The following is a 12,524-nucleotide window of genomic DNA, read 5'->3' as shown; positions in this document are numbered from 1 at the left end:
TTTCCAATGAGCAAGACTGAATACCTCGACGCACTGAAGAAAGCCCTTGCCGGCTTGCCGCCCGACGTTGCGGCCAAGACCATGGCTTACTATGAGCAGCGCTTCATCGACGGCCTTGCCGCCGGCCAGACCGAGGACGACATTTCGTCCGGCATGGACGAGCCGCGCAAGATCGCCATGACCCTGCGCGCCAACGCGCACCGCAGCGCATTCGAGCAAAGCCGCAATCCAGCCAACCTTGCGCGCATGATGGTTTCCATCGTCGGCCTCGGCATCTTCAACCTGTTCATGGTGGTGCCGGCCGCGGTGTTCTCCGCTTTGCTCATTTCCGTCTACGCCAGCGCCTTCGCGCTGTACATCAGCGGCATTGCCATTACCGCAACCGGGCTGGCTGGCGCGAACGAGCTGGTGCTGACCGGTCCCCTGCGCCATCTCGTCAGCTACGACGAGGAAGGCGCACAAGTCGATACCCGCATGCAAACCAAGATTTCGATCAGCGACCAGGGCATCGAGATGTTCCAGGAACCTTCGCCCGGACTGCGCAAGGAAATGGATGCGGCGGATAGCCGGTCCGAAAAATGGCTCGAAGGGGCGGAAGCAATGGCCGAAAGCGGCGTGCGCATTACCTCCGACCTGGATAGCGAATCGCGTGCAACGCAAACGGCGGCCGGCATTGGCCTGATCCTGCTGGGTATCCTCCTGACCCTGGTCAGCATCGTCGTCACGCGCTATTCGCTGATCGGCCTGAAACGCTACGTCCAGATGAACGCTTCGCTGTTGCGCGGCCATTGAAAGGAAGCGCCATGAATATCCGTTCCCTGCTCAAGATCGGCCTTGGCATGGCATTGCTGGCCGTTCTGCTGACCGGCGTCTCTTACAGCATGCTGCGGGCCCAGGGCGCCGCCAACCCCACCAGCGTGGCGGGACGCGCCGCCCGCACCGAAGTTCGCCAGGTGAATGCGACGGTTTCCAGCGTTGAACTGGTGGGACCCATCGACTTGCGCCTGAAGCAAGGCGATGTGCCCTCGTTAAAGGTGCGTGGCGAGCAGCGCCTGCTTGGCAATATAGCGACCGAACAGGATGGCCCGACCCTGCGCATCGGCTCCAAAGGCTTGCTGCTGCACCCGCGCCGCCCGATCGAAGTTGAGCTGGTCCTGCCTTCGCTGAACGAATTGGTGATCAACGGCAGTGGCGACAGCACGGTCGATGGCTTCAGCGGCGAGCACCTGAGCGTACAGCTCCAGGGCACCGGCAACCTCGCCTTCAATGGCCGCTACAAGAATGTGGAAGCCGGGCTGCACGGCAGCGGAGGCCTGAACCTGAATACCGGACATGGCGACACCGTGCAGCTGGAAATGGTCGGCACTGGCGCCATCAAATCGAGCGGCAACTGCAAGGAACTGACCGCCCAACTGACCGGCTCCGGCAAACTGGACGCCCAGCACCTCGCTTCCGACAAGGTGACGGTGGTGCTGCAAGGCTCAGGCAATTCCGACGTCTTTGCGCGCCAGTCGGCGGACCTGACTGTGCGCGGCAGCGGCGACATCAACGTTTACGGCAACCCCGCAGACCGTAATGTCAGCCGCACCGGTTCAGGCGGCGTCAGCTGGATTCACTAGGTAGCGCAGGATGTCTTTGCCGGCGGCCTGGCCGCTGGCAAAACACGCCGTCAGCAGATAGCCGCCGGTCGGCGCTTCCCAGTCCAGCATTTCTCCGGCCACGAATACGCCGGGCATCGCTTTCAGCATCGTCCCTTGCAGCGCTTCAAAACGCACGCCGCCTGCGCTGCTGATCGCCTCATCGATGGGGCGCGGCTGATGCAGGGTGATCGGCAAGGCCTTCAGCGCTGCCGCTACCCGCAGCGGATCGTGGAATGCATCCTTGTCCAGGACCTCATGCAGCAAACCCGTCTTGACGCCCTTGATGTGCAGGCGGCTTTGCAAAAAACTCGACATTGAGCGCGATCCGCGCGGATGCATCAGTTCCTGCCGCACCCGTTCCAGCGGCCAGTCGGGCAGCAGGTCCAGCGCAATGGTCGCGCTGCCGTGCGCAGCGATCCGGTCGCGGATGCCGGCCGACAGCGCGTAAATCAGGCTGCCTTCGACGCCGGTGGCGGTGACGACCAGCTGGCCTTTGCGGCCGCCGATCGCTACGGTGGTCAGCGGCTGGCCGGCGTAACGTTCAGCAAAATGCACGCTCCAGGCGGTGTCGAAGCCGCAATTGGCCGGCACCAGCGGAGCCAGCTCGACTCCCCGCGCGGCCAGCAAGGGCTGCCAGGCGCCGTCAGAACCCAGGCGCGCCCAGCTTGCACCACCCAGTGCCAGCAGCACAGCGGCGCAGCGCACGGTGCGCTCGCCGTCCGGCGTCTCGAAGCGCAGCGCGCCGTCGCCCGCCCAGCCCAGCCAGCGGTGGCGCTGGTGGAAATGCACACCGCTTTCCCGCAGGCGGTGCAGCCAGGCGCGCAGCATCGGTGCGGCCTTCATCTCCGTAGGGAAAACACGGCCGGAAGTGCCGACAAAAGTATCGATGCCCAAGCCATGCACCCAGGCCCGCAAATCGTCGGGCTTGAAGGCATCCAGCATGGGGCGCAGATCAGCCGCACGGCTGCCGTAGCGCGCGACAAAGGCAGCATAGGGCTCGGAATGCGTGATATTCATGCCCCCGCGCCCAGCCAGCAGGAACTTGCGGCCGACCGAAGGCATGGCGTCGTAGACATCGACCCTGACGCCGGCCGCAGCCAGGACCTCGGCCGCCATCAGGCCGGCCGGCCCGCCACCGATGACCGCTACCCCTTGTAATTGATTGCTTTCCATAGGGGCAGCATTGTATTCGATCTCGGGCGATCGGCTGCCAGGAGTTGGGCGAATTCATCCGCCGGCATGGCCCGGGCATGGAAGCAGCCCTGGATTTCGTCGCAATGGTGGGCGCGCAGCCATTCCCTTTGCAGCAAGGTCTCCACGCCCTCGCCCACGATCTGCATATTGAGATTGTGGCCGACGTCGATGATGGAACGGCAGATTGCTTCGTCGGCCTGTTCGCTACCCAACTGGCGCACAAAGGACTGGTCGATCTTCAGCTGGTCCATCGGCAGCATGCGCAAGCGCGCGAGCGAAGAATGGCCGGTGCCGAAATCATCGAGCGAGAGCCGGACCCCGATGCCTTTCAGTTCGTTCAGCCTGGCCACCGCCGCGTCGAGATTGTCCTTCACCATCGATTCGCTGATCTCGAATACGAGCATGGCGGGCGGCACGTCGTATTCTTCCAGGGCCACTTCGATATGTTCGGCCAGCCCATCTTCCCGGAACTGGCGCGGCGACAGGTTGATCGAGACCGGCACCATCGGCAGGCCGGCATCGCGCCAGGCTTTCTGCTGGCGGCAGACTTCACGAATCACCCAAGCTCCCAGCGGCACGATCAGGCCACTACTTTCGGCCAGCGGGATAAAGTCACCTGGCGGCACCAGGCCGCGCGTTGGGTGATCCCAGCGCACCAGTGCCTCGGCGCCTGCCAGGCCGCCATCAGCCAGCGCAGCGCGCGGCTGGTAATGCAGGACGAATTCATTGTGCACCAGGGCGCGCCGCAATTCGGCTTCCAGCGCAAACATGCGCGCCACGCGTTCATTCATCTCCGGCGCCACGAAGCGGAAGCGGTTGCCGCCATGACCCAGCGCGTGCGCCATGGCCGAATTGGCCGAGCGCAGCATGCTTGAAGCGTCGCAGCCATCCTTGTCCATCAGTGCGACGCCGATGCTCGCGGTGCTGGACACGATATTGTCCTTCCAGCGCATTGGATCCTTGATCGCGTTGAGCAGTTTGGCGGCGACCGGCAGCACATCGTCGTCCTGCGCCATATCGCCCAGGATGATGGCGAACTCGTTGCCGAGCAGGTGGGCGACAGTGTCGCCCTCGCGCAGGCAGGACTTCATGGCATTCGCTGCGTGCATCAACAAGGCATTGCATGCATCAACGCCCAGGCTCGCCTTGACGCCGCGATAGCGGTCCATGGTCAACGCCAGCACCGCCACCTTGCGGCCACTGCGCTCGGCGGCCATCAGCGCCTGGCGCAAACGGTCGTTGAACAGGGCGCGGTTGGCCAGCCCTGTCGCCGGGTCGTGATGGGCTTGGTAAGCCAGTGCCTGGTCCGCCGCACGGCGCTTGCGCGCTTCGCGCAGGCCATTCAGGGCGCGAGCCAGTTCGGCGGCGAGTTCCTGCAATCCTGCCACCTCTTCACCATCGAAAGCAGCGGGGTTGATCGAGTATACGCACAGCACGCCAGATGGTGCAGCATCGTCCTCGCCGCCACACATGGGCAACGCAAGCGCGCTCGGGTAGCCGAATTCCACCGTCTCGCCGCGCCGGACGATCGGCTTAGCTTCCCGCATCGCGTCAAGCGCAATACCATCGCAACTGCAGCCATGGCGCCAGCCGCCGGCCGCCGCAGCAAAGCGCCCTGCCGGGGTGCCGTGGATTTCGCCTGCTACCACGTCCTTGCCGCTGCCAGCGGGGGATAAGCCTGTCCATGCCAGCGAATAGCCGCCTTCTTCGGATATTGCCCGGCACACCGAGGACATCATTTCTTCAGCGCTGCCGGCATGCAGCAAGCCGTAGCGGCAGCGTGCAGCCATGCGCAGGCTGCGGTTGGCACGCTGCAGTTCTTCCGTTTGTCCATTTGCCTTTTGCCGCTCGCCGTCGCGTTCCCGGCCCCATTTGACTGCCAGCAGAGAAGTTGCCGCCAGCATTCCCGAGATGATGAAATGGATATCCATGGCCTCAGTCCAGGTAAGGGACAAAGTCGAACGCCGACAGGATGCCGTTCACTTGGGCGGACAGGCAGAACGCGAAGAAACTGCGCGCCACTCCGGATGGAGCGTCCCTGCTGGCCAGCGTCAGGGCGCGGCAGATCGGGTAACTGCCGTTGCGGATATTCGCGCTGCTGGCTGCGATGCCGGAGATTGGCAGCAGGCGCACGGACACGCCTTGCGAGATGGCTCTTTCAGCAGAGCCGACGGAAACATAAGCGATGGCGTTTTCGCATGCCGCCACCACCGCCAGCCGTTCAATATTCGATTCCACCGCCGCATTCAAGCTGAATGCATCCAGCGGTTGCTTGAGGAAACGCGCAAACAGGGCACTCGAAGCACCGTCGCGCAGTCCGCCCAGGGCGTAGATGGCATCGCGCTTCCCGCCAAACTCCTGCCATCCCTGCACGCGGCCGGTGAAGATCGCCTGCAATTGTTCAGCGTTCAGCTCTCGGAGGGGGTTGTTTGCGTGGACGACCACGCCCACGCCATCGCGCGCAATCGGAATGCCGTACAAATCGCGCTCGGATGGCGCCAGCGCGCGCGAGAGCATGGCGATGTGCGCATGCCCTGCCCGCACATCTTCCAGGCCGCGCGCCGAACCGCCCAGCTCGACGTCCACCGCCACTTCCGGGTGCAGCAAGTGATACTTTGCTGCGATTTCCTTCAGCAGCGGTCCCATTGTGGTGGAACCTGCGATATGGAGTTTTTGCGCACGCTTGCGCGGCGGGACCGGCATGGCGCCCGGCGAAGTGCCATTCAGGCTAAGGGCGGCGAAGACAAAACCCATTGCGACTCTCCTTGCGAGGAAGGGTATAAGCCGCAGGGAAGAGGCGACGAGGGATCAGTGAGGGAAGCATGCGGCGCAGGTTTGGGGCCGCATGTATTCAAGTATAACGTGATGATGCGCGTGGTCAACATAACACAACAGTATGTTGCGCGCGCACCGCAGAAGCTTAACCGCCTGTCACAGGTGGGAAAAAGGCAATTTCATCGCCGTCAGCAACCGGCGCCGAAGCATCGCACATGCGCTGGTTGCAGGCCATGCGCAAAGCGCGCCCTTGCGCCAGGGTGCTGGCCCACGGCTCGCCGCGCGACTGCAGCCAGGCGCGCACCTGGCCGACGGTCTCCACGCCGGCTGGCAGCGCGGCTTGTTCGCCGCCGCCCAGGGATTCGCGCACGCTGGCAAAATATTTAAGATTAATCAGCATATCAATACATCAATTCACTGAAGGGGATGAAGCGCACCAGGTCGCCCGGCGCAATCGGGTTGCCGGGAGGATTGTCGAGCAGGCCGTCGCCCCACACTGTCGAAGTCAGCACGCCTGAACCCTGGTTCGGGAACAGATCCAGCCCATCCCTGGCATTCAGTCTGACGCGCAGGAATTCGTTACGGCGGTCGGCTTTTGGCCACGCAAAGTCCGCGCGCACCAGCATGCCGCGCGGGCGGGCAGGCGCTTCAGCGCCCTGCAGGCGCAGGAGGAAAGGCCGCACGAACAGCAGGAAAGTAACGAAGCTCGACACGGGATTGCCCGGCAGCCCAAGGAAGAAGGCCTGCCCTACTTCGCCAAACGCCAGCGGCTTGCCCGGCTTGACCGCGATCTGCCACATGTTCAGCTTGCCTTCAGCCTCGACGGCAGGCTTGATGTGATCTTCCTCGCCGACGGAAACGCCGCCGGAAGTGATGATCAGGTCATTGCCGTCGGCCGCCTGGCGCAGCACTTTGCGCGTCGCCTCAAGCGAATCCGGCACGATGCCGAAGTCGCGTACTTCGCAACCCAGGTTTTCCAGCAAGGCGCGCAGCGTGAAGCGGTTGGAATTGTAGATGGCGCCCGCCGCCAGCGGCTCGCCCGGCATCGCCAGTTCGTCGCCGGTGAAGAATACGGCGACGCGCAGCTTGCGCCGCACAGCCAGTTCCGCCATGCCGATGGAAGCGGCCAGGCCCAATTCCTGGCTGCGCAGGCGGGTGCCCGCCGCCAGGATCACGCTGCCGACGCTGATATCTTCGCCGGTGCGGCGGATCCATTCGCCCACTTTCGGGGCGTGCCTGACGGTGACCAGTCCGTCGCTAGCTTCGCACTGTTCCTGCATGACGACGGCGTCTGCCCCTTCCGGAATCAAGGCGCCGGTAAAGATGCGCGCGGCGCAACCGGGCAGCAAAGGACTGCCGACATGTCCGGCAGGGATGCGCTGCGACACTGTCAGCGTGGCTTCGCCGCTCGCGCAATCGGCCGCACGTACTGCGTAACCGTCCATCTGCGTATTGTCGTGGCCGGGCACATTCATGCCCGATACGACGGCCCGCGCAAGCACTCGCCCATTGGCTTCCAGGGTTGGGATATTCTCGACCTCCGCTACAGGGCGGGCGGCGGAGAGCAGGAAATCAAGTGCTTCGCGAACGGCGAGCATGGCCATGTTTTACAGTCCCGTGTTGGCGGCGATGTATGCCTTCATCTTGCTTACATCGGCCGGCATGACTTCGAAACGCTGCGGCAGCGCTTCGATATTTTCGAAACCGGCTGGTCGCTCGGCGTCCTGCCCCAGCGCTTCCAGGATGGTTTCATTGAATTTGGCGGCAAGCGCGGTTTCCAGCACAATCATCGGCACGCCCGGCTCCATATATTCCTTGGCGACCTTGATGCCGTCGGCGGTGTGGGTGTCGATCACGATCCCGTAATCGTCGGCCACGTCGCGAATGGTCTGTACGCGGTCGGCGTGGGTCGATTTGCCGGATTTGAAGCCGTAGTTGGCCACCAGCTTGAATTCATCGCCGTCGCTGCCTGGCGCGCCCGAGAGGTCGAAACCGCCTTCGGTTTCGACTTTCTTGAACAGTTCGCGCACGCGCTTGCCGTCGCCTTTCACCAGGTCGAACACGAAGCGCTCGAAGTTCGAGGCTTTCGAAATGTCCATCGAAGGGCTGGAGGTGTGGTACGTCTCGGCCGACTTGCGCACACGGTAGACGCCTGTGCGGAAGAATTCGTCCAGTACGTCGTTTTCGTTGGTGGCGACGATCAGCTTGTCGATCGGCAGGCCCATTTGGCGGGCGATATGGCCGGCGCAGATATTGCCAAAATTACCCGACGGGACGGTGAAGGAAACCTTCTGTTCGTTGTTCCTGGTCGCAGCCAGGTAGCCGCGGAAGTAATATACAACCTGCGCCACCACGCGCGCCCAGTTGATCGAGTTGACGGTGCCGATCTTGTGGCGAGCCTTGAACTCCAGGTCGTTGGACACGGCCTTGACCATGTCCTGGCAATCGTCGAACACGCCTTCCACCGCGATGTTGAAGATGTTCGGATCCTGCAGCGAGAACATCTGGGCGGTCTGGAAGGCGCTCATTTTCTTGTGCGGCGAGAGCATGAATACCTTGATGCCCTTCTTGCCGCGCATGGCGTATTCGGCGGCGCTGCCGGTGTCGCCCGAGGTGGCGCCGAAGATATTCAGTTGGGCGTCCTGCTTGGCCAGCGCGTATTCGAACAGGTTGCCGAGCAGTTGCATCGCCATGTCCTTGAAGGCCAGGGTCGGGCCATTGGACAGCGATTGCAGGACCAGTTGCTTGCCTTCCGTCTCGTCCAGCACGCGCAGCGGGGTGATGTCGGCGGCTTTTTCGCCTTCGCGCACGTTTCGGTAGACGTCGGCGGTGTAGGTTTTATGCGCGAGGGCGCGCAGGTCGGCTTCAGGGATGTCGCCGGCGAACTTTTTCAGGATTTCTACTGCCAGGTCGGCATAGGACATGTGCCGCCACTTGTTCAGCTCCTCGCCGCTTACTTGGGGGTATTCAACCGGCAGGTACAGGCCGCCGTCTGGCGCCAGTCCACCGAGAAGGATGTCGGAGAATTGCTGGAGGGAGTGGGATGCAGCCGACGCGTCGGCCCGGGTAGACACGTATTGCATAGAGTAGAAAGTCCGGTGGCGGGTGAAAACGGACATCTATTATAGTCTGGCCGGAGTTTCTTTGTGGATTAAGCTAGTTTTTGGAATTTTCTACTGAAAACCGGTCACCCACTGCCTGACCCGCAGGGTCAGGCACTGGGGTGCCGGGTTTAGCAGGCAGCGTGATTCACGGAGACCACATGGATCGCCAAGCCACCCAGCGAAGTCTCCTTATACTTCGCCTGCATGTCCGCGCCAGTCTGCCGCATCGTCTCAATCACATTATCGAGCGTCACAAAGTGCGTCCCGTCGCCCTTCATGGCCAGCGAAGCGGCGGTAATCGCCTTGACCGCACCCATGCCATTGCGTTCGATACAAGGAATCTGCACCAGACCACCGATCGGATCACAGGTCATGCCCAGGTGATGCTCAATCCCGATCTCCGCAGCATTTTCGATCTGGGCATTGGTACCGCCCAGCGCAGCCACCAAACCGGCAGCAGCCATCGCACAGGCCACGCCGACCTCGCCCTGGCAGCCAACTTCGGCGCCGGAAATCGACGCATTGCGTTTGCACAGCATCCCGATGCCCGCTGCAGTCAGCAGGAAGTTGCGGACGCCGGCCACAGGGTCGACCGGTTTACAGTCTTCCGCATAATATTTCAGCACAGCGGGAATGATGCCGGCAGCACCATTTGTAGGCGCCGTTACAACACGTCCGCCTGCCGCATTCTCTTCATTGACGGCCATCGCATACAGACTCACGCCATTCAGCGCATCATGCGGCAGCTGGTTGGCACGGTCACCCGACTGCGCCTGGCGCCACAGGTCGGCTGCGCGGCGCTTCACATTCAGGCCGCCCGGCAGTTGGCCCTTGGTTTCCAGGCCATGCTGGATGCAATCGCGCATGACGTGCCAGATACGGTCCATCCCTTCATTCAGCTCAGCCTCGCTGATGCGCGCCAGTTCGTTTGCGCGCAGCATTTGCGGTATCGTCTTGCCGCTGCTGACGCCATGCCCCAGCAGTTCAGCCATCGTATTGAAGTGGTACGGCAGGCGCTTCGCAGGCTTGCCATCGGTACTTGCCGTCTCGCCTTCGGCGCGAATGAAACCGCCGCCGATGGAGTAATAAATCTTGGTGACCGAACTGCCGTCCGTACGCTTCAGTGTGAAGCGCATGCCGTTCGGGTGCTCCGGCAGGTTCTCGGACATATGGAACACCAGGTGTTCCTTGCGGGTGAATGGGACAGTCTTCTGGCCCAGGAGGCTCAACTCGCCGTCCACATCGGCGGCAGCGAGCATATCGTCCACCGCGTCAGGATCGACGCCTTGCGGCGTCTCGCCCATCAGGCCAAGCAGCACAGCCTTGTCAGTGCCGTGGCCAACGCCGGTCAGGGCCAGCGACCCGAACAGCTCGGCAGTCACAGCGGTGACATCGTCCAATGGACTGTTTTCGACCAGGAAGCGGCGCGCCGCCACCATTGGTCCCACCGTATGCGAACTCGATGGGCCGATGCCAATCTTGAATAAGTCGAAAACACTCATGTCCATTGTTGCTTGTCTCTCTTGTCTCTGTTTATGCGGCCTCGCTGAGGCTCACGTCGATATTTGCCAGCATGTCCTTCACCATCTCTTCCACGCCGATCTTCGCTTTCCAGTTCCAGTCCGCGGTGGCCTTGGAATCGTCCAGGCTGCGCGGCCAGCTGTCGGCGATGGCCTGGCGGCTGTCCGGAGTGTAGGCGATCTTGAAGTCAGGCAGAGCGCGGGTAATCGCTGCCGCCAGTTCTTCCGGGTTGAAGGAAACGCCGGCGACATTGTACGACGAACGAATCTTGATTTGTGAAGCTGGAGCGTCCATCAATTCAATGGTTGCGCGAATCGCGTCGGGCATGTAGATCATCGGCAGAGTAGTCTTCGGGCCGAGGAAGCAATCGTAGCGTTCACCGCGCAGCGCAGCGTGGAAAATCGCGATCGCATAGTCGGTGGTGCCGCCGCCTGGAGGCGACTTGAAGCTGATGATGCCAGGGTAGCGAATCGAACGAACGTCCACGCCGTATTTCAGGAAGTAATATTCGCACAGGCGTTCACCGGCCAGCTTGGAGATGCCGTAGATCGTGGTCGGGTCCATCACGGTGTACTGCGGCGTATTCTCGGCCGGCGTGTTCGGGCCGAATGCCGCGATCGACGATGGCCAGAAGATGCGCAGCGGCTTGCCCTGCTCGCCGCGCTCGCGCGCCACTTCCAGGATATTGAGCAGGCCGTCCATATTCAGGTCCCAGGCCTTCAGCGGCGCCGCTTCGCCAGTGGCGGACAGCATGGCGGCCAGCTGGTACACCTGGGTGATGCCTTCGGCAGCCACCAGCTGTTCCAGGGCTGCCTTGTCCATCACGTTCAGCACCTGGTAACGGGCAGCGCTGTACTTGTTGACCGGGCTGATGTCGGTGGCGATGACGTTTTGTGCGCCGTGCTGCTTGGCCAGCGCTTCCACCAGTTCACTGCCGATTTGGCCGTTGGCGCCGATGACGAGGATACGTTCCATGGTTCTTACCTATTTTCCTGATGAGTTCCTGATTAGTTCTTGATGATGCCCAGCTCTTTGCCGGCTTGTTCGAAAGCAGCGAGGACCTTGTCCAGCTGCTCGCGGGTATGGGCGGCGGACAGCTGCACGCGCACGCGCGCCTGGCCCATCGGCACCACCGGGTAGAAGAAGCCGGACAGCAGCACGCCCAGTTCATACATGCGGGCAGCGAACTTCTGCGCAACCGGTGCTTCGAACAGCATCACTGGCACGACCGGGTGGGTGCCTGGCTTGATGGTGAAGCCGATGCGTTCGATCTCCTTGCGGAAGTAAGCGGTGTTCTCGTGCAGGCGGTCGCGCAGTTCGGTCGAGGCGGACAGACGCTTCAGCACTTCCAGCGAAGCGCCGGCGATGGCTGGCGCCAGCGTGTTGGAGAACAGGTATGGACGCGACTTCTGGCGCAGGGTGTCGATCACTTCCTTGCGGCCCGAAGTGAAACCGCCCATCGCGCCGCCCAAGGCCTTGCCCAGGGTGCCGGTAATGATGTCGATCTTGCCCAGCACATTGTGGTGCTCGTGGGTGCCGCGGCCAGTTTTGCCCATGAAGCCGGATGCGTGGCATTCGTCGATCATGACCAGGGCGCCGTATTTTTCGGCCAGCTCAACGATCTTGTCCAGCTGGGCGATGGTGCCGTCCATCGAGAACACGCCGTCGGTCACGATGACCTTGTGGCGCTTGTCGGCGGCTGCCTGCAGCTGCTTTTCGAGGTCGGCCATATCGTTGTGCGCGTAGCGGAAGCGCGCAGCCTTGCACAGGCGGATGCCGTCGATGATGGAGGCATGGTTCAGCGCATCGGAAATGATGGCGTCGTTCTCGTCGAACAAAGGCTCAAATACGCCCCCGTTGGCATCGAATGCCGCTGCGTACAGGATGGTGTCTTCCGTGCCCAGGAACTCGGAGATCGCCTTCTCCAGCTGCTTGTGCACGGTCTGGGTGCCGCAAATGAAGCGCACCGAGGACAGGCCATAACCGTACTTCTCGGTTGCGTCGATGGCGGCCTGCGCCACCCATTCCTGGCCCGACAGGCCCAGGTAGTTGTTGGCGCACATATTGATCAGGGTACGACCGTCTTCCGATTGCACCTCGCTGCCCTGGCGGGAAGCAATTACGCGTTCTGGCTTGTACAGGCCATCATTGCGCAGCTTTTCCAGGTTTTGTTGCAGGCCGGTGTAAAAAGCATTCGTCGCTTGGCTCATGGTCGTCCTCTGATGTAAAGTTTACTCTTATTTCACTATTCCGACTGAAATTCACTATATTGAACGTGAATTCGATATAC

The 12,524-nt window shown here is 62.1% G+C and carries 11 protein-coding genes; 2 read left to right on the top strand and 9 right to left on the bottom strand.

The features are described 5' to 3' along the window. Window positions 1-6: 6 nt before the first annotated feature. The gene (locus GM658_RS18935; RefSeq protein WP_155455615.1) at window positions 7-792 is read left to right on the top strand and encodes a DUF1700 domain-containing protein; all 786 of its coding nucleotides are present in this window, start codon (window positions 7-9) and stop codon (window positions 790-792) included. A gap of 11 nt (window positions 793-803) precedes the next feature. Further along, entirely contained in the window at window positions 804-1,619 is an 816-nt protein-coding gene (locus tag GM658_RS18930) for a head GIN domain-containing protein (RefSeq protein ID WP_155455614.1), read from the top strand. Here GM658_RS18930 and GM658_RS18925 read toward each other — a convergent pair. From GM658_RS18925 to kbl, 9 genes are all read right to left on the bottom strand, one after another. After that, window positions 1,593-2,813 (bottom strand): TIGR03862 family flavoprotein, encoded by a 1,221-nt coding sequence (locus GM658_RS18925; RefSeq protein ID WP_155455613.1) that lies wholly within the window; start codon window positions 2,811-2,813, stop codon window positions 1,593-1,595. The genes GM658_RS18930 and GM658_RS18925 overlap by 27 nt on opposite strands. Next, entirely contained in the window at window positions 2,786-4,765 is a 1,980-nt protein-coding gene (locus tag GM658_RS18920; protein WP_155455612.1) for an EAL domain-containing protein, read from the bottom strand. Before GM658_RS18920 ends, GM658_RS18925 begins: the two co-directional genes overlap by 28 nt. Before the next feature lie 4 nt (window positions 4,766-4,769). After that, window positions 4,770-5,588: a phosphate ABC transporter substrate-binding protein gene (locus GM658_RS18915; RefSeq protein WP_155455611.1), complete on the bottom strand. Its 819-nt coding sequence runs from the start codon at window positions 5,586-5,588 to the stop codon at window positions 4,770-4,772. A gap of 166 nt (window positions 5,589-5,754) precedes the next feature. Continuing rightward, entirely contained in the window at window positions 5,755-6,009 is a 255-nt protein-coding gene (moaD, locus tag GM658_RS18910; RefSeq protein ID WP_155455610.1) for a molybdopterin converting factor subunit 1, read from the bottom strand. Between the two features lies 1 nt (window position 6,010). Beyond that, on the bottom strand, window positions 6,011-7,207 hold the full coding sequence (locus tag GM658_RS18905) for a molybdopterin molybdotransferase MoeA (protein WP_155455648.1): 1,197 nt from the start codon (window positions 7,205-7,207) through the stop codon (window positions 6,011-6,013). Between the two features lie 9 nt (window positions 7,208-7,216). Beyond that, on the bottom strand, window positions 7,217-8,692 hold the full coding sequence (gene thrC, locus GM658_RS18900; RefSeq protein ID WP_155455609.1) for a threonine synthase: 1,476 nt from the start codon (window positions 8,690-8,692) through the stop codon (window positions 7,217-7,219). A gap of 149 nt (window positions 8,693-8,841) precedes the next feature. Beyond that, window positions 8,842-10,221 carry an L-serine ammonia-lyase gene (locus GM658_RS18895; protein WP_155455608.1) on the bottom strand — a complete coding sequence of 460 codons (1,380 nt, stop codon included), beginning with the start codon at window positions 10,219-10,221 and terminating at the stop codon, window positions 8,842-8,844. A 25-nt stretch (window positions 10,222-10,246) separates the two neighbouring features. Continuing rightward, window positions 10,247-11,209, bottom strand: a complete 963-nt coding sequence (locus GM658_RS18890; RefSeq protein WP_155455607.1) for an NAD-dependent epimerase/dehydratase family protein — start codon at window positions 11,207-11,209, stop codon at window positions 10,247-10,249. 32 nt (window positions 11,210-11,241) lie between these two features. Continuing rightward, the gene (kbl, locus tag GM658_RS18885) at window positions 11,242-12,444 is read right to left on the bottom strand and encodes a glycine C-acetyltransferase (RefSeq protein ID WP_155455606.1); all 1,203 of its coding nucleotides are present in this window, start codon (window positions 12,442-12,444) and stop codon (window positions 11,242-11,244) included. Between the last annotated feature and the right edge of the window lie 80 nt (window positions 12,445-12,524).

The organism is Massilia eburnea (genome assembly GCF_009720745.1).
Taxonomy (GTDB): domain Bacteria; phylum Pseudomonadota; class Gammaproteobacteria; order Burkholderiales; family Burkholderiaceae_D; genus Rugamonas; species Rugamonas eburnea.
This window is presented reverse-complemented; position numbering and strand designations above follow the sequence as displayed.